The organism is Variovorax sp. CAN15 (genome assembly GCF_030462475.1).
Classification (GTDB): domain Bacteria; phylum Pseudomonadota; class Gammaproteobacteria; order Burkholderiales; family Burkholderiaceae_C; genus Variovorax.
On the sequence record NZ_JASMRZ010000070.1, the window covers coordinates 1 to 20,230 of the forward strand.

Below are 20,230 nucleotides of genomic sequence, written 5' to 3' on the forward strand. Positions count from 1 at the left end.
AGCCGGCGTCCGGCGCGAGCACGATGCCCGCGAGCGAGGGCAGCGCGAGCAGGTAGCCGGCGCGGATCGTGCCCATGCGCCCGATGCGGTCACCCAGCCAGCCGCCGAGCAGCGTGCCCACGGCACCCGCCGCCGTGAACGCGGTGAGCGCCGCCGCACCCTGGAAGGCCGAGCCGTGCAGGTCGCGCGTGATGCGCAGCGACAGCATCGACATCACCGTGACGTACGGGATCGACCAGCCCACGATGGTCGCCACCAGCAGCCCGAAGGCGCGCCATTCGTTGTGCGGCTTCATCAGATGGCCGCCGGCCTTGCGTGCAGCCGCTGCTGCTGCGCTGCCCGAGTCCGCCCCGCGCCGCGCGTTTGCGGCGAACCACACCACGCCCATCGCCAGCGCCGGCACGCCCAGCAGGTAGCTGCGCGACAGGCTGCCGCCGCCCACGGCCGTGGCCGCCAGCACTGGCGCGAACGAGGCGCCGATGGTGCCGCCCACGGAGAACACGCTCATCGCCTTCTGCGAGCCGCCGCCGGCCGCGCGCGCCGCCACCGTTGCGGGCGGGTGGTAGGCCGCGATGCCAAGCCCGCACAGCGCCATCGCGATCCAGGTCAGCAGGTAACTCTGGCTCAGGCCGGCCAGCACCACGCCCAACGCGGCCACCAGGAAGCCCGAGGGCACCAGCCAGCTGCGCGGGTGCCGGTCGGCATACAGGCCGAACAGCGGCTGCACCACGCTCGACAGGCCGGTGGCCGCCAGCATCAGGCCGCTGACTGCCGTGTAGCTGTAGCCGCGCTCCAGCACCATGAAGGGCAGCAGGGCGGGCACGAGGCCCTGGTAGAGGTCGTTGACGGCATGGGTGCCGGTGAGCAGCCCGAGTCGGCGCTTGTTCATGACGGATGCTTCTTTCGTTGGCAGGAGGAGTTGAAAAAAGCATCGTAGGAAGCCATGAGAAGATGTTCTCGCTACGAATCCTCAAGCGTCGTCGAGAAATGGACAAAGAAGCTCAGGCAGCTATCAACCTCCGTCCGGAGCACGGCGAGTCGACCCCGCGCGCCGTTGCGGTGCTGGCGACCGACCCTGCCGGCGACGCCTTCATCCCGCCGCACACGCACCGGCGCGGGCAGCTCATCCATGCGATTTCGGGCGTGATGCTGGTGAGCGCCGCGGCCGGCAGCTGGGTGGTACCCACCGGGCGCGGCGTGTGGGTGCCCGGCGGCATGGAGCACCGGATACAGATGGCTGGCGAGGTGCGCATGCGCACCGTGTTCGTCGAGCCCGGCACGCGTGCCGACCTGGGCGGCGAGTGCCGCGTGATCCACGTCGGCGCGCTGCTGCGGGAGCTGATCGTCACGGCCGTGTCGTTGCCGCTGGACTACGCGCCGGGCGGGCGCGATGAGCGGGTGATGGAACTGATCCTCGACGAGATCGAGGCCGCCCCGGCGCTCTCGCTGCACGTGCCCATGCCGCGCCACGCCCGGCTGGCCGCGCTGTGCGAGGAGCTGGTGCGGGATCCGTCTGTGCCCGCCACTCTCGACGACTGGGCGCTGCGCCTGCACATGAACAGCCGCACACTCGCGCGCCTGTTCCAGCGCGAGACGGGCATGAACTTCGGTGCCTGGTGCCGGCGGGCGCGGCTGCTGCTGAGCCTGCCGCAACTGGCGGCGGGTGCGTCGATCCTTGAAGTGGCGCTGGCGCACGGCTACGAGAGCCCGAGCGCCTTCACCGCGATGTTCCGGCGCACGCTGGGCGTGCCGCCCAGCGTGTACCTGCGCCGCGAATGACTATCTCTATCTCGCGTAGACCAGGTCCCGCAGCGCCAGCGAGATCCACGGCACGTAGGTGATCACCATCAGGCACCCCAGGATCACCAGCACGAAAGGAATGAGGTGCTTCACGATGCGGTCGAGCGAGATGCGCGCCACCGTGCAGGCCGCGAACAGGTTCACGCCGAAGGGCGGGGTGATCATGCCGAGCGCGAGGTTCACCACCATGATCAGGCCGAAGTGCACCGGGTCGATGCCGAAGTGCACCGCCACCGGCGCCAGGATCGGCGCGAGCACGATGATCGCCGCGCTGGTCTCGATGAACATGCCGATCACGAACAGCGCCCCGTTCACACCCAGCAGGAACATCGCAGGCGACTTCAGCACCTCCTGCAGCCAGTGGCCGATCGCGTCGGGAACGCCGGCACGGGTGATGAGGAACGCGAACAGGCCCGCGTTGGCGATGACGAACATGATCACTGCCGACGACATCACCGATTTACGCAGGATCGCGTAGAGATCGCCCAGCCTGATCTCGCGGTAGATCAGCATGCCCACCACCAGTGCGTAGAACACAGCCACCGCGGAGGCTTCGGTCGGCGTGAAGATGCCGCCGTAGATGCCGCCGAGAATGATCACCGGCATCAGCAGCGCCCAGCCCGCCTGCAACAGCGCACGGCCGAAGGGCATGCGGCCTTCGCCGTCGTTCTTGCCCCAGCCCTTCCACTTGCAGTAGACCCACACGAACAGCATCAGCGCCAGGCTGATCAGGATGCCCGGCCCGAAGCCCGCGATGAACAGCTCGCCGATGGACACCTCGGCGCTTACGCCGTACAGAATAATCGGGATCGACGGCGGGATGATCACGCCCAGCTCCGCGCTGGTGGCCTGCAGCGCCGCCGCGTACGAGGTGGGGTAGCCGTGCTTGATGAGCGCCGGGATCAGGATGGCGCCGATCGCGAAGGTGGTTGCCACCGACGAGCCCGACACCGCCGCGAAGATCATGCAGGTGAGCACGCAGGTCATCGGCAGGCCGCCCTGCACTCCGCCCACGATGCTCTTGGCGAACTCCACCAGGCGCCGCGAGATGCCGCCTGTCTCCATCAGGTTGCCGGCCAGGATGAAGAACGGGATGGCCGCCAGCGGAAACTTGTTGATCGAGTTGAACATCTCCTTCACGGAGATCAGCATGTTGGCGTTGGTCACCTGGATGCCCAGGATCGACGCCAGCCCGATGGACACCGCCACCGAGATCGACAGTGCGAAGCACAGCACCATCGTCGCGACCATCACGGTGCTCATTGCGCTGTCTCCAGCTCGAGCCGCTTCGGGTCGAGAAAATTACCGACGATGCCGAACAGGCAGAAGAGCGACCCCACTGGCAAGGCCAGGTAGGACCACAGCATCGAGACGCTCTCGAGCCCGGCCATCGACTGCACGCGTCCGCGAATCGCATAGTCCCAGCCCCACCACAGCACCACCAGCATCAGGATCAGCGCGGCGACGCTCACCACCGCGTCGAGCACGCGGCGCACCCGCGGCGGGCTCCAGCGGTAGAGAACGTCCACGCTCACCATCGCGCCCTGGCGGAACGCGCTCGGGATGCCGAGGAACACCATCCAGATGAGGCTCACGCGGATCAGGATCTCGCTCCACTCGGCCGGCTGCTCCAGCACGAAGCGGGTGATGATCTGGAACATGCCCAGGCTCGACGCGACGACCAGCATCGCGCAGGCCATCAGCATCGAGGCGCCGGTGGTCCAGCGCTCGATGCTCAGGAACTTGTCTTTCACTTGTAATCGCGGATCTTGTCGAGATTGGCCTTGCCGAATTCCTTCTCGAACTGGGCATTGACCGGCGCGAGCGCGGCGACGAACTTGGCCTTGTCGACGTTGTCGATCACGGTCATGCCCTTGGCGCGCAGGTCGGCCACACCCTTGGCGTCGTCCTCGTCCACGCGCGCGCGGTTGGCCTTGGTGCCTTCCTTGGCTGCGTCGAGGAAGGCCTGCTTGTCGGCCGCGCTGAGCTTGTCGAAGCTCGCCTTGTTCATCAGGAAGATGCAGGGCGAGTAGACGTGGCCCGTGAGCGACAGGTGCTTCTGCACCTGGTCGAACTTGGCCGAGATGATGACCGGCAGCGGGTTCTCCTGGCCATCGACCGTGCCCTGCTGCAACGCGGTGAACACCTCGGGGAAGGCCATGGGCGTGGTGATGATGCCGAAGCCCTTGTAGGCGGCGATGTGCACAGGGTTTTCCATCGTGCGCATCTTCAGGCCCTTGAGGTCTTCGGGCGTCCTCACGTCGCGCTTGCTGTTGGTCATGTGGCGGAAGCCGTTCTCGGCCCAGGCCAGCGCCTTGAAGCCCTTGGCGTCGAACTTGGTCAGCAGGTCCTGGCCGATCGGGCCGTCGAGCACCGCGCGGGCGTGTGCCTTGTCGCGGAACAGGAAGGGCACGTCGAGGATCTTCGTCTCGGGCACGAAGTTCGGCACCGGGCCGGTCGACGAGAACGCGAGTTCCTGCGTGCCCAGCTGCACCGCCTCGATCGACTCGCGCTCGCCGCCGAGCGAGCCGTTGTAGAAGGTCTGGATCTTGTAGCGCCCGCCGGTGCGCTTCTCGACTTCCTTGGCGAAGGTGTCGATAGCAACGCCCTGGTGCGAGTTCTGCGCGGTCGAGATGCTGATCTTCATGGTCGTCTGTGCGAAGGCGACCGAGCTCAGGGCGAGCGAAAGGCAAGCGGCGGCGATGGGGCCGAATTTCATGGTGTCTCCGGGGAGTTGGGGGCAGGAACGCGTCAGGCGCGCTTGCCGTGACTATGCCGCAATCGGAAGCTTCACCGCGTCGGGATTTTCACGGACGTACTCGCGGATGACGGCCTCGAAGCTGTTGTCCGCGGTCAGCCCCAATGCCCTGGCGCGTGCCGTCTCGATGTGTCCCGGCCAAGTCTTCACGATGCGCATGATCGTGGGGTCGGGCGTGCGGTCGAGCAGGGCGGTGGCGGCCTTGCCGGCCACGCGCTCCAGCGCGGCGGCCATCTCGCCCACCGTGGTCGACAGCGAAGGCAGGTTCAGCGCGGTGCGCGGGCCCCATTGCGCATCGCTTGCCTCGGCGGCGCGGATGATGCCCTCGATGGTGCGAGCCGGTGACGCGATGGCGACAGGCGTCTCATCGGGCACCGGGCATGCCGCGCACAGGCCCGCCAGCGGCTCGCGGATCATTCCGCTGAAGAAGCCCGAGGCCGCGCCGTTGGGCTTGCCCGGCCGCACGCTCACCGTCATGAGCCGCACGCTGCGCCCGCGCACGAAGCCCTTTCGCGTGAAATCGGCCATCAGCTGTTCACCAATGAATTTCTGGATGCCATAGCTGGTCTGCGGCGTGGGCAGCGTGTGGTCCTCGATGACCTTCGGCAGCGGCTGCTCGGGCGAGTCGCCGAACACCGCGAGCGAGCTGGCGAACACCAGTACCGGCTTGGTATTCAGGGCGCGGACCCGTTCGAGCAGCGCATGCGTGGCGGCGAAGTTGCTGCGCATGCCGAGGTCGAAGTCGGCCTCGCATTCGCCGCTCACGGCGGCCGCCAGGTGGAAGATGGCGTCGGCCTTTCGCCACGGCGTGGCATCGGCCTGCGCCGAGAGTTGGTCGTTCAGGTCGCCGGTGATGGCCCTGATGCGGGTGTCGGCCGCGAGGTCGGCCGGCGGTGCCGCGCGGTCGACCAGCGTGATGCGCTCGATGAGTGCGGCCGGCGCGCCGGCCAGCGATAGGCTGCCTTGCTTCAGCAGCGTGCGAGCGAGGCGCGCACCCAGAAAGCCTGCGCCGCCGGTGATCATGATCTGCATGGGTCTTGTCTCCTGTGAGCGCCGAGGATAAGCGTGCGGCGCATTTCCCGTTCGATCTCGGGCAGCGGCGAGGGCGGCAGGCCTGTGGCATGCTCGATCGCAGGCCGCCCATTGGAACCCGCCGCGCCCGAGCGCCCTTCATCGACAGGAGACTCTGCATGCTCACGGTCATCGTCTTGTGGCTTCTCGCCGTGGCATGGCTCGTCGCGAACGGCATGTTCGCCGAGAAGCCTTCACCACAGTACCGGCGCAGGCGAAGCTTGCTTGCCTGGATGTTCCTGGGCGGTTGCGCGGGAGCGCTCGGCGGGCTGGCAGGGCCGGCCTTCTCGCTGCCGGGTGCCATCTTCGGCGCAGTGGCCGCGGGGTTCGTGGCGCGCAGCCTCGTTCCGCTGCGAAAGCCCGACCCCGGTGTAGAAACAACGACGACATGACGATGAAGTTTCCACCCGATTTCCTGCAGACGCTGCGGCAGCCGGTGCTCGGCGAAGCCGACCTCGACACCCGGTCCTCGTTCTTCTCGCGCAACGAGATCAGGGATTTCTACCTCTTGGCGATGAAGAGCCCCGAGAAGAACGATGTGCTGCAACTGGCGGCCGCCGAACTGCCTCACCTGCATCCTCACCGGGCCGCGCTGCTGGCGCTGTTCTGCGGCGCGCTCGTGGAGGACGGGGCCGATCCGCACCTGCTCTTCGGCGCGGCGCTCGAACTCATGGCCGGCCTGCTCGTCTCGCTCGAGCCTTTCTGCGCGACGCAGCCGCAGGAGGACGACGATGAGGCAGACCCGGAAGATGTCGCCGAATGGCAGGCCGCCGAAGCTGCGCTCGGCGCGCTGTCGGCGCAGGAGCGTTTCGAGGTCGAGGCGCGGCAGGCCGCGGCCGGTTTGCTGGTACTTCCGCTGATGACCATGCTCATGCGCGACGTGCGCAACCACCGCGCCCTGCTGTCCGACGACGAACTGGTCGCGCGCATCGTTGCGATGGCCGTGAACGACTCTCTGCCGATCGACGGGCTGCACTTCTTGCAGGGTGCCGCCGGGCTGGCCTACGAGGACGAACTGGTGGTGCTGCTTCCCGCCTCGGGCACGGGCATGGTGGTGAAGGCCCATGCCATCAACAACAACTTCCACGCGTTCTCGCTGCTGCAGAAGCTGATGCGCAAGCACGCCAAGGCGCTCGGCATCGAGCCGCCCGCGCGCGAGGCGCATGCGAACGCGAGCCGCGACACCGACTGCGCGGAGTACCTGTGGCTGCAGGCCCATGCCTTCAGGAACGGCGAGCTGGTCGATCCCATGGCGTGGTCATGGGGCGAGGGGTCGCTGCGCGAAAACGCCCGCAGGCAGGGCCGGCTGGTGCTGGTGGCGCTGGACACTCAGGACAAGCCCAGCCGCACCTGGAACGGGTTCAATCGCGTGCTCCATTCGGAGCAGAAGTCGCGTGTGTCGCTCGTGCGCTTGCTCATGCCCGAGGAAGTCGCCTCGTACCTTGCCTGAAGGCGGCAGGCCTTCCGGCGATGCCAAAGAAGAAGCCCTCCGAAGAGGGCCTCGAGCGGGAAGAAGCGGGAATAGGCTGGGAGAGGGCCGGGGCCTTACATCCCCACGTAGTTCGGGCCGCCGCCCCCTTCGGGCGTGACCCACACGATGTTCTGCGTCGGGTCCTTGATGTCGCAGGTCTTGCAGTGCACGCAGTTCTGCGCGTTGATCTGCAGGCGCTGCTTGCCGTCGTCGGTGCCGACGAACTCGTACACGCCGGCGGGGCAGTAGCGGCTTTCGGGACCGGCGAACTTCGCGAGGTTGACGTTCACCGGCACCGTCGGGTCCTTGAGCGTCAGGTGGGCCGGCTGCTGCTCCTCATGATTGGTGTTGCTGATGAACACGCTGGAGAGGCGGTCGAAGGTGAGCTTGCCGTCTGGCTTGGGGTAGACGATGGGTTTGCACTCCGACGCGGGCTTCAGGTACAGATGGTCGGGCTTGTCGCGGCGAAGCGTCCATGGGATGTGGCCCTTCAGCAGCCATTGCTCGACGCCGTTCATGAAGGTCGCGATGCCCAGACCCTTCTTGAACCAGGCCTTGAAGTTGCGCGCCTTGTTCAGCTCGGCGTGCAGCCAGCTCTTCTCGAAGGCGGCAGGGTATGCAGTGAGCTCGTCGTGCTGGCGGCCGGCCATGACCGCGTCGAAGGCGGCTTCGGCGCACAGCATGCCGGTCTTGATGGCGGCATGGCTGCCCTTGATGCGGCTCACGTTGAGGTAGCCGGCCTCGCAGCCGACCAGCGCGCCGCCCGGGAACACGGTCTTGGGCAGCGACATCAGGCCGCCCGCCGTGATGGCGCGCGCGCCGTAGCCGATGCGCTTGGCGGGCTTGATGCCCTTGGACTCGTCGCCTTCGAGGTACCAGCGGATGTTGGGATGCAGCTTCCAGCGCTGCATTTCCTCGAAGGGGCTCAGGTAGGGGTTGCTGTAGTCCAGGCCGGTGATGAAGCCCATGGTGACCTTGTTGTCCTCCATGTGATAGAGGAAGGCGCCGCCGTAGGTGTCGCTCTTCATCGGCCAGCCGGCGGTGTGCAGCACGAAGCCGGGCTGGTGGCGCTTGGGGTCGATCTCCCAGACTTCCTTCACGCCGAGGCCGTAGGTCTGCGGGTCCTTGCCGGCGTCGAGCTTGTACTTCGCGATGAGCTGGCGGCCCAGGTGGCCGCGCGCGCCTTCGGCGAACACGGTGTACTTGCCCAGCAGCTCCATGCCGAGCTGGAAGTTCTCGGTGGGCTCGCCGTCCTTGCCGACGCCCATGTTGCCGGTGGCCACGCCGCGCACCGAGCCGTCTTCGTTGTAGAGCACTTCGGCAGCCGGGAAGCCCGGGAAGATCTCCACGCCCAGGTTCTCGGCCTGCTGCGCCAGCCACTTGGTGAAGGCGCCCAGGCTGATGATGTAGTTGCCGTGGTTCTGGAAGCAGGCCGGCAGAAAGAGGTTGGGGGTGCGCAGGCCGGACTTCTCGCCCAGGAACACCATCGCGTCGTCGGTGACCGGCTGGTTCAGCGGGGCGCCGAGTTCCTTCCAGTCGGGCAGCAGCTCGTTGAGGGCGCGCGGGTCCATGATGGCGCCCGAGAGGATGTGCGCGCCGGGCTCCGAGCCCTTCTCGAGCACAACGACCGAAATCTCCTTCTCGTGCTGCGCGGCCAGCTGCTTGAGCCGGATCGCGGTCGACAGGCCGGCGGGGCCGCCGCCGACCACGACCACGTCGTATTCCATGGCTTCGCGAGGGCCGAACTGAGCGAGGATTTCGTCGTGGGTCATCTGGGTTGGATCGATAATGATTTTTCGAGACGCGGGGGCTTCCCGGGATTGCGGGGCATTTTATGCGGCGTCCAGGCAGGCCCCCTGTCGCCTCCAGGCATGCTCCCTACCGCTCGCGGGCGGGCTTTCCCGCGTCACCTGCGCGACTCCACAGGACCCTGTTCATGGCTTACAGCATCGATCTCTCCGGCCGCGTGGCCTTCGTCACCGGCGCCTCCAGCGGACTCGGTGCCCAGTTCGCGAAAACGCTGGCGCGTGCCGGAGCCGCGGTGGTGCTCGCCAGTCGCCGCGTCGAGAAGCTCAAGGAGCTGCGCGCGCGCATCGAAGGCGAGGGCGGCGATGCCCATGTGGTCGAGCTCGACGTGACCGACATCGGCAGCATCAAGGCGGCCGTGGCGCGCGCCGAGACCGAAGTGGGCCCCATCGACATCCTGGTCAACAACTCGGGCGTGAGCACCACGCAGCGCCTGCAGGACGTGACGCCCGACGACTACGACTACATCTTCGACACCAACGTGAAGGGCTCCTTCTTCGTGGCGCAGGAAGTCGGCAAGCGCATGCTGGCGCGCGCCAGGGGCACGGCGCCGGGCACCTACATCGGCGGTCGCATCATCAACATCGCATCCGCCGCGGCGCTCAAGGTCATGCCGCAGATCGGCACCTACTGCATGAGCAAGATCGCGGTGGTGCAGATGACCAAGGCCATGGCGCTCGAATGGGGCCGCTTCGGCATCAACGTGAACGCGCTGTGCCCGGGCTACATCACGACCGAGCTCAACGAGGAGCACTGGAGCACCGAGGGCGGCACCAAGCTGGTCAACATGCTGCCGCGCAAGCGCGTGGGCAAGCCCGAAGATCTCGACGGCCTGATCGTGCTGCTGGCCAGCGGCCAGAGCCACTTCGTGAACGGCGCCGTCATCGCGGCCGACGACGGGTTCGCGCTCTGAGCCCCAGGGCCTGGATCGGCATCGCCGCCGGCCTGGGCGCGGGGGCGCTCTGGGGGCTGGTGTTCGTGGCGCCACGCATGGTGGGGCACTTCGGCATGGTCGACATCACCGCCGCGCGCTTCCTGGTGTTCGGCGCCATCTCGGGACTCGCGATCTTCACGCGGCCCTCCGCATCGCGCTGGCCCAACGGGCGGCAGGCGCTGACGGCGCTGGGGCTCAGCGTGCTCGGCTTCAGCGGTTACTACCTGCTGCTGGCCTTCGGCATCCAGGCGGCGGGCACGGAGGTGCCGAGCCTCATCATCGGCACGATTCCGGTCTGGATGATGCTGCTGGGCCGCCCCGCGGGACTGCGCATGAGTGCGCTGCTGCCGGGGCTGTTGCTCACCGGCGCGGGCATCGCGCTGATGATCTACGGCGCCTGGTCGGCGCAGCACGGCGCGGGCGAGGCGACCGGCGCCCGCTTCGGCTGGGGCATCGCGCTGGCGGTGGCCTCGATGGTGAGCTGGACGGTGTACGGCCTGCTCAACGCCGCCTGGCTGCAGCGCCACACCGAACTGAACGCGACCGACTGGGCCAACTGGCTGGGCGTGTCGACCGGCCTGGGCGCCTTGCTGCTGTGGCTCATCGCGGGCAGCGGCGTGGCCACGCTGAACGCGCAGCCCGACGGCATGCTCTTCGTCTGGATTGCGCTGGCCAGCGGCTTCGGCTCCTCGTGGCTCGCTACCATTCTCTGGAACGTGGCCAGCCAGCGGCTGTCGGCCAGCCTCTGCGGGCAGCTGATCGTCAGCGAGACGCTGTTCGCGCTGCTCTATTCCTTCGTATGGGACGGCCGCTGGCCGCAGGCCACAGAGTGGGCTGCGGCGGCGCTGTTCGTGCTGGGCATCCTCGCATCCATCAAGGCGCACCGATGAGAATCGAAATCCCCGAAAAGAAGAAGCTGGTTTACGAAACGTCCATTCCCATCCGCTGGGGCGACATGGACGCCATGGGCCATCTCAACAACGGCACCTACTTCCGCTACCTCGAAACCGCGCGCATCGACTGGATGCACTCCATTGGCTTCGAGCCGCAGCCCAACGGCGAGGGCATGGTGATCGTCAACGCCTTCTGCAATTTCTACCGGCAGATCGAGTACCCGGGCAACGTGCTGCTCAAGATGTACGTGAGCGACCCGGGCCGCACCACCTTCGAGAGCTGGGCCACCATGGCTCGCGAGGAAGAGCCCGACGTGATCTGCGCGGCCGGCGGGGCGACCACTATCTGGGTCGACTTCCCGAAGCAGAAGGCGCTGGCCTTGCCCGACTGGCTGCGTGCTCTGGTGAGCGATTGATCAATTGATCGATCGAGCGGGTGGCCTGTTTTCCGTTCAGGCCTGCCGCAGCACGATCCGCGCCTCGAAGCCTTGCGCCGCGCCCGCCGGTGGCGAGAAAAGTTCCAGCCTTGCGCCGTGCTTCTCGACGATGGTGCCCACGATCGAGATACCCAGCCCGTAGCCTGCCCGGTCGGAACTGTGGCGCACATGGCGCTCGCGCAGCGTGGCGAGCTGTTCCGGGGTGACGCCCTTGCCGGAGTCGCGCACGACCAGCGTGCAGGGCGCCATCACTTCGATGACGACGCGGCCGCCGCCGTAGCGCAACGCGTTCTCCACCAGGTTGCGCAGGGCGATGGCGAGCGCGTCGACATCGCCGAGGGCCACCGGCGCATTGCTGTCGGGCACCTTGAGCGCGAGGCGTTCGATGTTCTGCGGGTCCTGCCAGAAGTCCTGCGCCACGGCGCCGGCGAGTTGAACCAGATCGACCTTCGCGCGCGTGAACGAGGCGCCCGATTCCGCTCGCGACAGCTGCAGCAGCTTCTCGGTGCGATGGCTGAGCGTGCGCAGCGCGTCCAGTGCGGCCTGTATGTCGTTGCGCCGCAAGTCGTGCTCGAGCGCGGTCTGCAGCCGCAGCCGGACGGCTGCGAGCGGCGTGCGAAGTTCGTGCGCCGCATTGGCCGCCAGGGCGCGCTCCACGTCGAGCGAGTGCGACAGCCGCTCGAGCAGCCGGTTGACGTGGTCGCCAACGGTGCGCAGTTCCTTCGGCAGCCCTTCGGAAAGGGCGATCGGGCTCAGGTCGGCGCCGCTGCGCTTCTCGATCTCGCCGGCCAGATCCTGCAGCACCCGCAACTCGGTGCGCGCCACGTTGCGCAGCACCAGCGCGAGCAGCGGCAGCACCGCGCCAAGCGGAATGATCAGGCCGAAGAGCGTGCGATTGAGCGCATGGCGGCGTTCGTCCAGAGGGTCCGCCACCTGGAAGAAGAGGCCCAGGGTGGGGTGGCGCACCGTGTAGATGCGCCAGCTCGTGTTGTTTGCGAAGCCGGCGGCCAGCGGTACATCGAAGGTGTCGGCGGGCGCCTCCGCGGATCGCAGCAGCACGTGCTCGTGCAGGTCGACGATCTGATAGATGACTGCATCTTCCGAGAAGAGCTGTTTGGGTGCAATCAGCAACTGGTGCGGCGTCTCCCCGCCCGAATGCTGCAGCTTCTCCAGTTCCTGCACGGCCATCGCGAACATGCGGTGCGAGACTTCCACCAGCTCGTTGTCGAAGTTGTGGTTGATCTCGCGGTCCACATACCAGACCACGGCGAGCACGCACAGCAGCCATACACCGCCGACCCACACGATCAGCGTGCGGGTCAGCCGCCCGGCGAGCGAATCGCGCCCGGCCGCGAAGCTGCTGGCGTTCAACGAACGGACCTCATTCGTCGTCGTCCCTGGAGAACGACAGCCTGTAGCCCAGCCCGCGCAGTGTCTGGATGTGGCTGCGGCCCAGCTTGCGCCGCAGGCGGCTGATGAAGACCTCGAGGGTGTTGCTGTCTGCCTCGTCGCCGAAGCCGTAGAGCGCATCGGCGAGGTTCTCGCGCGTGTGGATGCGCTCGGGCCGGGTGGCCATCACGCGCAGCAGTGCCCATTCCTTCTGCGTGAGGGTGATCGGCGAGCCGCTCTTGCGCACCATGTCGTGGGCGAGGTCGATCTCCAGCGTGCCCAGTTGCAGCACCGGCGAGCTGCTGGAGCTGCGGCGGCGCTCGACCGCGCGCAGGCGCGCCAGCAGCTCGGCCGGGTCGTAGGGCTTGATGAGGTAGTCATCGGCGCCGGCGTCCAGTCCGCGGATGCGGTCGGTCACCTGGTCGCGCGCGGTCAGCACGATGACGATGGGGCGTTCGGGCAGGGCGCGTATCTGGGGCAGCAGCGAGAGGCCGTCTCCGTCGCCCAGGTGCAGGTCGAGCAGTACCGCCGCGTACTGCACCGAGAGCAGGGCGCCGCGTGCATCCGCCAGGCTCGGTGCCACGTCGACCACGAAGGCTTTGGCCAGAAGGTAGCTGCAGACGGCATCTGCCAGAGCACTGTCATCTTCGACCAGCAATATGCGCACGCATGTCTTTCCGAGAAAAATTGCAGTCTAGCGTCCCCGGGCTGAAGCAGGCTTTTCAGTCAGGTTCGGTTCATCTTGCTTCAGGCTCGGTTCATTCCGCAAACGTAGGCTCGCGGCTGTTTTTCAGTCCCGCCTTCGTCCATGACTCGTCCGCCCATTTTTCGTCTGGGGGTTTTCACCCTTGTAGCGCTGGCTGCGCTGATGGCGTGGGACGCGACGGGCGGCGATCTGCTGCTGGCGCGCATGGCGGGCTCCCACCTCGGGTTTCCCCTGCGCGAGAACCCTTTCATGGTCCACGTCATGCATGAGGGCGCGCGCAACCTCAGCTGGGCGCTGGTGATCCTGCTGTTCGCCGCGATCCGCTGGCCCTTCGGCGTGCTGCGCCGGCTCGATACCGGCTCTCGCGTCCAACTGGCCCTGACCGTGCTCGGCTCGGTGATCGCTGTCAGCATCATCAAGCACGCGAGCCACACCAGCTGCCCCTGGGACCTGCAGGAGTTCGGCGGCGTGGCGCGCTACGTGTCGCACTGGTCGTGGGGCGTGGGCGACGGCGGCCCCGGCGGCTGCTTCCCGGCCGGCCATGCCTCGGCGGCCTTCGCCTACGTGGGCGGGTACTTCGTGCTGAGGCGGGTGTCGTCACGCGCGGCGGCGATCTGGCTCTGGACGGCCGTGGCTGCGGGGCTCGTGCTGGGCGTGGCCCAGCAACTGCGCGGGGCGCACTACATGAGCCACACCCTCTGGACCGGCTGGGTCTGCTGGACCGTGGGCCTCGTCATCGACATGGCGGTCGCGCGTTTCGGTTCGCGGGCTCCAAAGACGGTGGTGCCCGCACATGCAGGCCCTTGATTTCGCTCTTTTCGGGCTGATCAACGCCGGCGCCTCGGTGCCCTCGTGGAGCTTGCGCTTCGCCGAGTTCTGCTCCGATCTCCTGCCGGCTCTTCTGATATTGAGCATCGGAGTCTGCGCACTGTTCAGCCGCCGCTGGCGCTATGCGCTGTTCACGGTGCTGCTGAGCGTCTTGGCGGCCTGGATCGCGGTGAGCCTGATCCGCACGCTGGCTCCGATCCCCCGGCCTGCCTTCTACGGCCTGGGCATCCAGTGGGTGCCGCAGGGCGTGCGTCCCGGCTTCCCGAGCATGCACGCGGCCGGCACTTTCGCAGCGGCCTTCTCGCTCTGGTGCCTGCCGTCGCGCCTGCCCGCGCTGGCGGCGCTGGCGGTGGCGACCCTGGTGGCGTGGAGCCGCGTTTACCTGGGCCTGCATTTCCCGTCCGATATCGTGGCGGCGATCATGCTGGGTGCACTGGTGGCATTCCTCGTGGAACGCGGCGCCAGCCGCCCCCTGAGTCAGGCAGCATCGGGGGCTCTCGTGGCGCGGCGGCGCTCGGCGAGGTTGCGGTTGCGCAGGACGGCGAGTCTGAACACGGACTGAAGGGGCAATTCAGCCCCGCTTCAGGCGGACTCGTTACATTCGCCGGATGTCTGTTTCGCGAATTTCGCCTGCGCCGCTGCGGCAGGCGGGCACTTCTGAGCCAAAAACACCACAGTCGCCCCCTTCCGGTGCCCCGTGGACACGATTCGATCATTGGCTGCAGCGACCGCGCTCGGCCGCCATGGTCGTCCTCTGGCTCAGCCTCTACCTTGTACTGACCACCAACTGGCCGTTGTGGAACGAACTGGCCCGCATCGGCGGCGCGCCCAGCAACTACATGTCGAGCGTCGTGTCCATGAGCCTGCTGACGCTGTGCGGCTCGGCGGCAATCCTTTCGTTCACCGCCTGGTCGCGCTGGATGAAGCCGCTGTGGCTTCTGGTGGTAATTCTGGCCGCGGTGGTACAGCACTACATGCTCGAATACCGCGTGGTCATGGACCCCACCATGATCGCCAACGCGCTGCAGACCGACCCCAACGAGGCGCGCGACCTGCTGAGCTGGCGCATGGCCTTCAACGTGGCGGTGGTGGTGGTGCCGGCAGCGTGGCTGATCTGGCGCGTGCGCGTCGCGCCGATGCGCTTCCTGCCCAAAGTCCTGCGCAACGTGGGCCTGCTGCTGCTGTCCATCGCCGTGGCCGTGGGCACGGCGGTTGCCATGAACCGCGAACTGGCACCTCTGATGCGCAACAACGTGCATCTGCGCTACATGATGAATCCGATCGCGACCCTCTATTCGACGGGTTCGCTCTTCATCAAGCCGCTCTTCAAGCGCAGCGGCAAGCTGGTTTCCATCACGGCCGGAACGGCGTTGGGCGCAAGCTACGCCGCGCAGACCAAGCCGCCGCTCTTCGTGGTGGTGGTGGGCGAAACGGCCCGGGCCGACCACTTCGCCCTCAACGGCTACGCGCGCGACACCACGCCCGAACTGGCCAGGCGCGGCGTGCTGAGCTATCGCGAGGTGCGCTCCTGCGGCACCAACACGCTGGCCTCGGTGCCATGCATGTTCTCGCCGCTGGGCAAGGAAGGCTACGAGTCTCGCAAGGACGACTACGAGACCCTGGTCGACGTGCTGCAGGCCGCCGGCCTCGCCGTGTTCTGGCTCGACAACCAGGCCGGCTGCAAGGGCGTGTGCGAGCGCATCCCGAACGCCTCGGCCTTCGCCGGGCTCGATGCCGCCACCAAGAAGGCGCTGTGCGACGGCGACGAATGCCTTGACGATGTCATGCTCAAGGGCCTGGACGAGCGCATCGCCGCGCTGCCGGCCGAGCGCCGCGCCAAGGGCGTGGTGCTGGTGATGCACCAGATGGGCAGCCACGGCCCGGCCTACTACAAGCGCTCGGCGCCCGACGTGAAGCGCTTCCTGCCCGAGTGCAAGACCAATGCGCTGGCCGACTGCGGCCATGCCGAGCTGATGAACGTGTACGACAACTCCATCGTGCAGACCGACCACTTCCTGGGCCAGACCATCGACTGGCTGAAGGCGCAGTCGAAGCAGTACGACCCGGCGATGCTCTACATCAGCGACCACGGCGAGTCGCTTGGCGAATTCGGCCTGTTCCTGCATGGCGTGCCGTAMAGCTTCGCGCCCGACGCGCAGAAGCACGTGCCGATGATCACCTGGTTCAGCGAAGGCATGCGCGAGCGGCGCAGGCTCTCGCGTTCGTGCATGGAAGCGGGGCTCGACGCGCCGCTCACGCACGACAACCTGTACCACACGGTACTGGGCGTGATGGACGTGACCACGCCGACCTACAAGCCGGCGCTGGACGCGCTGGCCTCCTGCCGCGCGAAGGGCTGACGCGGCAATCCTGCTTCTTACTTCTTCTCGCGGGGCACACGCCCCATGAGGAAGAACTCGTTGTTCGGCTGCATGCCGCTGAAGCTGGCCAGGCGGTTGCTCAGGCCGAAGAAGGCGGTGATGGCCGCGATGTCCCAGATGTCCTCGTCGTCGAAGCCGTGGGCGTGCAGCGGCGGGAAGTCGCTGTCGTCGATCTCGTGCGAGCGTTCGCAGACCTTCATCGCAAAGTCGAGCATCGCGCGCTGGCGCGGCGTGATGTCGGCCTTGCGATAGTTCACCGCCACCTGGTCGGCCACCAGCGGCTTCTTCTCGTAGATGCGCAGCAGCGCGCCGTGCGCCACCACGCAGTACAGGCACTTGTTGGCCGCGCTGGTGGTGGTGACGATCATCTCGCGGTCGCCCTTGGTGAGCGAGCCTTCCTCCTTGAGCATGAGCGCGTCGTGGTACGCGAAGAAGGCGCGCCATTCGGCGGGGCGGCGCGCGAGACCGAGGAACACGTTCGGCACGAAGCCGGCCTTTTCCTGCACCGCGAGGATCGCGGTACGGATGTCTTCGGGCAGGTCTTTGAGTTCGGCGAGGGGGTAGCGCTCTGTGGCCATGTTGTCTCCGTTGCGGGTTGCCTTGATGGGGCCATCATAGGCAAGCCGCGCCCAAGACCGCGCAACCGCTCCCGCTCTCTCCCGTTCTATTGCTTGAGTGCCTTGCCCTGGGTGGCGCCCAGCGGGGTGTGCAGCTGCGAACTCACCCACGAGCCGGTGTTGTCGTCGCGACCCTGCAGCAGGTAGCGCGTGTCGGCCTGGCCGTAGCTCTGCACCGCCATGGCGGAGAACTTTCCGATGTCGGTCTTCGGGTCGCGCAGGCGGTTGACGATCAGCACCTTCTTCGTGTCGGCGAAGTCGGCCATCATGTTCTGGTCGCCTTCGCTGTCGCCGGCCACGAAGCTCGGGCCGTAGCCGTACTTGCTGACCAGGAAGCGCCGGATGTTCCTCGTCTTGCCCGGGCCCTGCGTCTGGTCGTAGCCGCGGCGGAATTCGGGCTGGATCACGCCCCTGGCATCGCGCTCCAGCTCCATCGCCAGCACGCGCTCGGGCGGGTTGTTGTAGCCGAAGGCGGGGTTCGACGAGATCTCCTTGATGACGTCGACGAAGGAGGCCGAGCACACCCACACGTCGAAGCCCGCGTTGCGGAAGGCGGCGTACAGCTGCTGCATCTCCGGCTGCAGCCGCAGGCCGTTCTTCCAGCTCACCGAGACCACGCCCGCACGGCCCGGCAGCGCGGCGGGCGAAGTCCACTTGACCTTGGCCACGGGCTCCTTGAGCTGCCATGCCACCGTGTCGGCCGTGAGCTTGCGCACCTGCGCCTCGGTCATGCCGGCGAAGAGGTAGGTGACCCATGGATAGGCCGTGTCGTGGTCGAAGGTGTCGCCGATGGCTTCGTAGAGGTAGCGCACCTTGGTGGTGAACGCACCGTAATGAGGGCTCAGCGCCACCACGGCGAGCGACTGGTCGCCCTTCAGGCCCTTGTAGTTCCGGTAGAGCCACGTATAGCTCGCGACGATGTCTGGCACCACCGCGTCGATGTTCACGGTCTGGCCGGCGGCGTTGTTGTATGCGGGCAGGAAGTTCTTCTTCGGGATGTTCTTTCGCAGAGCCGTTTCGAGCTGTGCGGGCGTGGCGCCGAAGACCAGGTTCTCGAGCTGGTAGATGAGCGCGGCCTCCTCGATGTCGAGGAAGACGCTGGTGTTGTCCCAGTCGAACACCACGTAAGGCGGCTTCGCGGCGTCGTAGCCCGGGCTTGCCTTGCCGAGGCCGGCGATCAGGCCCTCGATCTGCGCGCGGTTGAAGGCGTCCCAGTTGCCGGGCGCGATGGCGGCGCTCTTGCCGGCGGACGACAGGCTGGCGCAGCCGGTCGCGACGAGCGCGGCGGCGAGAGGCGTGAGAAGGGCGAGGCGACGTTGCATGCGTTCCCTTTTGTTATGCGTTTTTGTTGATGATGGGAAGCGCTGGGCGTATGCGGTGCCCGTGACACTTCCGCATCGACCTATGCATCAGCTGTGCCAGACGCCTTGTCGCGCAGCGGAAGTTCACGATCACAGCGTGATGAACGACAGGACCTCACCTCACTTCTGCAGCCTGCCTAAGCGCCGATGCGTCTGGCCTGTTGCTCGATGAATCCTGCCACGCGCCGCACCAGCGCCTGATCGCCACCAGCAGACGCCACGCCGGCCGTCGCATGAATGGCGACCGTCTCACTGATTGCAAGGATGACTTCTTCCGCAGCCGCAGCGCTCAGTCCGAAGTGTGGTGCTGCCTCGCGCGCCAGCGCAAGGCTCGACGCATGCCGCCCCGGAAGAATTGCCAGCTCCTGATACCCCGTGTGCCCGCCCAACTGCATCACCAGATCGAAGGCGGGCGCGAGCCGCCATCGTCCATCTTCGCCCTGCAGTGCACCGTGGTTCTTGACGTGATCGTCGCTGTTGCCCGCCGCCAGGTTGAACACCATCCGACGGAACAGTTCGGCCAGGTCTTCCCGCGGCTGCCGCGAGATGCGCCGCAGCAGTTGCGCCAGCTCGACGTAGCTGCCTCGGCTGGATTCATAAGGCACATCGAGCAGCGCCGACGCCGAGAGGTAGTGAAAGCGCCGCTCGTCGGTCACGGGCCCCGCGCGGTCGAAGCGCTCCACCAGCAAGGCACGCCCCGACGCGAGCGGTTGCAGCAGGAACTGCGGCACTTCGATTCCGCATGCATCGGCCAGCCAGAGCGTGGCTGCTTCGATCGTCTCCACATCGTGGTCGTCCCCGCGCGATGCGAACTTGGCGATGTAGCGCCGGCCTTCATGCACAAAGCTCGCTTTGGGGCGGGCACCGCCCAGGCTGCCGCCGCGCAGCAGTCGGTACATGTCCGGGCCGATTTCCATGCCCGCTTCAACGCGCCGGGACGCTTCGGCGAGCTCTTGCAGCGGCAGAAGTACCGAAGGCGGTTCTTCGCTCCTGATCGGCAGCGATTCGGAGAACACCATTGCGCCAACGCGGTCCTCGTTGGTCAGCAGCAATGCGTCGACGTCGGACAAGGGCCTGCCCTGACGTATTTCAAGCACCTTGCGGCCCCAGCTGTCGGGCAGTGCGTCGCGCAGCGTGAGCGGCATCGCTCCGCCGTCGCGGATGCGGCGTTCGGGCAGCGCGAATATGGCGTCGCGGAGTGGCAGGTGCTCGGGGTTGAGCGGTGCGGCCGCCGGGTTCTCGAGGTAGCGGCGGCCGTAGGCGAATTCACCCGACTCCACCACGCCTCGACGAGCAATTCTCATCAGGCTGGCCGGCTGCGCCTGCTCGCCGGTGCGATGCGCGAGGCCCACGTAGAGGCGGCGCTCGGCATTGGCGTTGTTGTCGTCGTCAGAAGTCACGCTCGTCCTCCGCAATCACACCAGCGGCACCTTGCGCGGCCGACCTTCGTACGCGCCGCTTTGCGGCCAGCCCCGCAGGCGCGGGGGCCACGCTGTCGAGCGAATCGATCTCTCCGAGGAGCCATAGCGCGTGAGCCAGCAGGCCGATGCTGGTGCCGGGCTTGCCGGATTCGAGGGCGCGCAGGGTATTGGGAGAACACAACAGGCGCTCGGCCATTTCGGAGAGCGTCCATTCGCGATGAACCCTGTGCGCGCGAAGGCGCAGGCCGAGCCTTTCAAGAGGTTCGATGGTCTGTACGGACAGGGTGGAAAGGCTGTGGCTGCTTCTTGACATCAATAAAATGACTTTTAAACGGCTTAAAAGTCATTTTATTGTGC

Annotated in this window: 21 protein-coding genes; 9 read left to right on the forward strand and 12 right to left on the reverse strand. The window is 66.9% G+C overall.

What is annotated here, in order from left to right:
• Window positions 1-889: MFS transporter (locus QMO14_RS26955; protein WP_301510930.1), on the reverse strand; the 889-nt coding region annotated here is incomplete at its 3' end.
• 98 nt (window positions 890-987) lie between these two features.
• Here QMO14_RS26955 and QMO14_RS26960 point away from each other — a divergent pair.
• Complete coding sequence (locus tag QMO14_RS26960; protein WP_301510931.1) at window positions 988-1,779, forward strand: helix-turn-helix domain-containing protein; 792 nt, start codon at window positions 988-990, stop codon at window positions 1,777-1,779.
• 6 nt (window positions 1,780-1,785) lie between these two features.
• Here the strand turns inward: QMO14_RS26960 and QMO14_RS26965 are convergent, their stop codons facing one another.
• Genes QMO14_RS26965 through denD form a run of 4 tightly spaced genes read right to left on the reverse strand, consistent with a single transcriptional unit; the run spans window position 1,786 to window position 5,590 of the window.
• Window positions 1,786-3,063: a TRAP transporter large permease gene (locus QMO14_RS26965; RefSeq protein WP_301510933.1), complete on the reverse strand. Its 1,278-nt coding sequence runs from the start codon at window positions 3,061-3,063 to the stop codon at window positions 1,786-1,788.
• Entirely contained in the window at window positions 3,060-3,554 is a 495-nt protein-coding gene (locus QMO14_RS26970) for a TRAP transporter small permease (protein WP_301510934.1), read from the reverse strand. Before QMO14_RS26970 ends, QMO14_RS26965 begins: the two co-directional genes overlap by 4 nt.
• The gene (locus tag QMO14_RS26975; RefSeq protein ID WP_301510935.1) at window positions 3,551-4,519 is read right to left on the reverse strand and encodes a TRAP transporter substrate-binding protein; all 969 of its coding nucleotides are present in this window, start codon (window positions 4,517-4,519) and stop codon (window positions 3,551-3,553) included. Before QMO14_RS26975 ends, QMO14_RS26970 begins: the two co-directional genes overlap by 4 nt.
• Window positions 4,520-4,570: 51 nt before the next feature.
• Window positions 4,571-5,590 (reverse strand): D-erythronate dehydrogenase, encoded by a 1,020-nt coding sequence (denD, locus tag QMO14_RS26980; RefSeq protein WP_301510936.1) that lies wholly within the window; start codon window positions 5,588-5,590, stop codon window positions 4,571-4,573.
• 158 nt (window positions 5,591-5,748) lie between these two features.
• On the opposite strand from denD, the gene QMO14_RS26985 reads away from it, so the two are divergent.
• Both QMO14_RS26985 and QMO14_RS26990 read left to right on the forward strand, forming a co-directional pair.
• The gene (locus QMO14_RS26985) at window positions 5,749-6,021 is read left to right on the forward strand and encodes a hypothetical protein (protein ID WP_301510937.1); all 273 of its coding nucleotides are present in this window, start codon (window positions 5,749-5,751) and stop codon (window positions 6,019-6,021) included.
• A gap of 2 nt (window positions 6,022-6,023) precedes the next feature.
• Window positions 6,024-7,079 carry a hypothetical protein gene (locus QMO14_RS26990; RefSeq protein WP_301510938.1) on the forward strand — a complete coding sequence of 352 codons (1,056 nt, stop codon included), beginning with the start codon at window positions 6,024-6,026 and terminating at the stop codon, window positions 7,077-7,079.
• A 95-nt stretch (window positions 7,080-7,174) separates the two neighbouring features.
• Here the strand turns inward: QMO14_RS26990 and QMO14_RS26995 are convergent, their stop codons facing one another.
• The gene (locus QMO14_RS26995; RefSeq protein ID WP_301510939.1) at window positions 7,175-8,872 is read right to left on the reverse strand and encodes an electron transfer flavoprotein-ubiquinone oxidoreductase; all 1,698 of its coding nucleotides are present in this window, start codon (window positions 8,870-8,872) and stop codon (window positions 7,175-7,177) included.
• Window positions 8,873-9,036: 164 nt separating this feature from the next.
• Here QMO14_RS26995 and QMO14_RS27000 point away from each other — a divergent pair, with 164 nt between their 5' ends.
• The 3 genes from QMO14_RS27000 to QMO14_RS27010 are packed head-to-tail and all read left to right on the forward strand — an operon-like array spanning window position 9,037 to window position 11,149.
• Window positions 9,037-9,819 carry an SDR family oxidoreductase gene (locus tag QMO14_RS27000; RefSeq protein ID WP_301510940.1) on the forward strand — a complete coding sequence of 261 codons (783 nt, stop codon included), beginning with the start codon at window positions 9,037-9,039 and terminating at the stop codon, window positions 9,817-9,819.
• Window positions 9,820-9,839: 20 nt separating this feature from the next.
• Window positions 9,840-10,730: a DMT family transporter gene (locus tag QMO14_RS27005; RefSeq protein WP_301510958.1), complete on the forward strand. Its 891-nt coding sequence runs from the start codon at window positions 9,840-9,842 to the stop codon at window positions 10,728-10,730.
• A complete protein-coding gene (locus tag QMO14_RS27010) occupies window positions 10,727-11,149 on the forward strand; it encodes a thioesterase family protein (RefSeq protein WP_301510941.1) in 423 nt (140 codons plus the stop codon). The genes QMO14_RS27005 and QMO14_RS27010 overlap by 4 nt, the downstream gene beginning before the upstream one ends.
• A 36-nt stretch (window positions 11,150-11,185) precedes the next feature.
• Here the strand turns inward: QMO14_RS27010 and QMO14_RS27015 are convergent, their stop codons facing one another.
• Together QMO14_RS27015 and QMO14_RS27020 are read right to left on the reverse strand one after the other, a co-directional pair.
• Window positions 11,186-12,541, reverse strand: a complete 1,356-nt coding sequence (locus tag QMO14_RS27015; protein WP_301510942.1) for an ATP-binding protein — start codon at window positions 12,539-12,541, stop codon at window positions 11,186-11,188.
• Between the two features lie 10 nt (window positions 12,542-12,551).
• On the reverse strand, window positions 12,552-13,226 hold the full coding sequence (locus QMO14_RS27020; RefSeq protein ID WP_301510943.1) for a response regulator transcription factor: 675 nt from the start codon (window positions 13,224-13,226) through the stop codon (window positions 12,552-12,554).
• A 141-nt stretch (window positions 13,227-13,367) separates the two neighbouring features.
• Here QMO14_RS27020 and QMO14_RS27025 point away from each other — a divergent pair, with 141 nt between their 5' ends.
• Genes QMO14_RS27025 through QMO14_RS27035 form a run of 3 tightly spaced genes read left to right on the forward strand, consistent with a single transcriptional unit; the run spans window position 13,368 to window position 16,453 of the window.
• Complete coding sequence (locus tag QMO14_RS27025; protein WP_301510944.1) at window positions 13,368-14,072, forward strand: phosphatase PAP2 family protein; 705 nt, start codon at window positions 13,368-13,370, stop codon at window positions 14,070-14,072.
• Window positions 14,059-14,655, forward strand: coding sequence for a phosphatase PAP2 family protein (locus QMO14_RS27030; RefSeq protein WP_301510945.1), 597 nt, complete (start codon window positions 14,059-14,061; stop codon window positions 14,653-14,655). The genes QMO14_RS27025 and QMO14_RS27030 overlap by 14 nt, the downstream gene beginning before the upstream one ends.
• A gap of 46 nt (window positions 14,656-14,701) precedes the next feature.
• Entirely contained in the window at window positions 14,702-16,453 is a 1,752-nt protein-coding gene (locus tag QMO14_RS27035) for a phosphoethanolamine transferase (protein ID WP_301510946.1), read from the forward strand.
• A gap of 17 nt (window positions 16,454-16,470) precedes the next feature.
• Here QMO14_RS27035 and QMO14_RS27040 read toward each other — a convergent pair whose 3' ends face one another.
• The 4 genes from QMO14_RS27040 to QMO14_RS27055 form a co-directional block, all read right to left on the reverse strand.
• Window positions 16,471-17,052, reverse strand: coding sequence for a peroxidase-related enzyme (locus QMO14_RS27040; protein ID WP_301510947.1), 582 nt, complete (start codon window positions 17,050-17,052; stop codon window positions 16,471-16,473).
• Window positions 17,053-17,138: 86 nt separating this feature from the next.
• Window positions 17,139-18,413: an HAD family hydrolase gene (locus QMO14_RS27045; protein ID WP_301510948.1), complete on the reverse strand. Its 1,275-nt coding sequence runs from the start codon at window positions 18,411-18,413 to the stop codon at window positions 17,139-17,141.
• Window positions 18,414-18,589: 176 nt separating this feature from the next.
• The gene (locus tag QMO14_RS27050; protein ID WP_301510949.1) at window positions 18,590-19,852 is read right to left on the reverse strand and encodes a type II toxin-antitoxin system HipA family toxin; all 1,263 of its coding nucleotides are present in this window, start codon (window positions 19,850-19,852) and stop codon (window positions 18,590-18,592) included.
• On the reverse strand, window positions 19,842-20,186 hold the full coding sequence (locus tag QMO14_RS27055; RefSeq protein WP_301510950.1) for a helix-turn-helix transcriptional regulator: 345 nt from the start codon (window positions 20,184-20,186) through the stop codon (window positions 19,842-19,844). Before QMO14_RS27055 ends, QMO14_RS27050 begins: the two co-directional genes overlap by 11 nt.
• Between the last annotated feature and the right edge of the window lie 44 nt (window positions 20,187-20,230).

Coding starts and splice junctions, on each gene's coding strand:
- QMO14_RS26960 (WP_301510931.1), top strand. CDS start 988: ATGGACAAAGAAGCTCAGGCAGCTATCAACCTCCGTCCGGAGCACGGC.
- QMO14_RS26965 (WP_301510933.1), bottom strand. CDS start 3,063: ATGAGCACCGTGATGGTCGCGACGATGGTGCTGTGCTTCGCACTGTCG.
- QMO14_RS26975 (WP_301510935.1), bottom strand. CDS start 4,519: ATGAAATTCGGCCCCATCGCCGCCGCTTGCCTTTCGCTCGCCCTGAGC.
- denD (WP_301510936.1), bottom strand. CDS start 5,590: ATGCAGATCATGATCACCGGCGGCGCAGGCTTTCTGGGTGCGCGCCTC.
- QMO14_RS26985 (WP_301510937.1), top strand. CDS start 5,749: ATGCTCACGGTCATCGTCTTGTGGCTTCTCGCCGTGGCATGGCTCGTC.
- QMO14_RS26990 (WP_301510938.1), top strand. CDS start 6,024: ATGAAGTTTCCACCCGATTTCCTGCAGACGCTGCGGCAGCCGGTGCTC.
- QMO14_RS26995 (WP_301510939.1), bottom strand. CDS start 8,872: ATGACCCACGACGAAATCCTCGCTCAGTTCGGCCCTCGCGAAGCCATG.
- QMO14_RS27000 (WP_301510940.1), top strand. CDS start 9,037: ATGGCTTACAGCATCGATCTCTCCGGCCGCGTGGCCTTCGTCACCGGC.
- QMO14_RS27010 (WP_301510941.1), top strand. CDS start 10,727: ATGAGAATCGAAATCCCCGAAAAGAAGAAGCTGGTTTACGAAACGTCC.
- QMO14_RS27025 (WP_301510944.1), top strand. CDS start 13,368: ATGACTCGTCCGCCCATTTTTCGTCTGGGGGTTTTCACCCTTGTAGCG.
- QMO14_RS27030 (WP_301510945.1), top strand. CDS start 14,059: ATGCAGGCCCTTGATTTCGCTCTTTTCGGGCTGATCAACGCCGGCGCC.
- QMO14_RS27040 (WP_301510947.1), bottom strand. CDS start 17,052: ATGGCCACAGAGCGCTACCCCCTCGCCGAACTCAAAGACCTGCCCGAA.
- QMO14_RS27045 (WP_301510948.1), bottom strand. CDS start 18,413: ATGCAACGTCGCCTCGCCCTTCTCACGCCTCTCGCCGCCGCGCTCGTC.
- QMO14_RS27055 (WP_301510950.1), bottom strand. CDS start 20,186: ATGTCAAGAAGCAGCCACAGCCTTTCCACCCTGTCCGTACAGACCATC.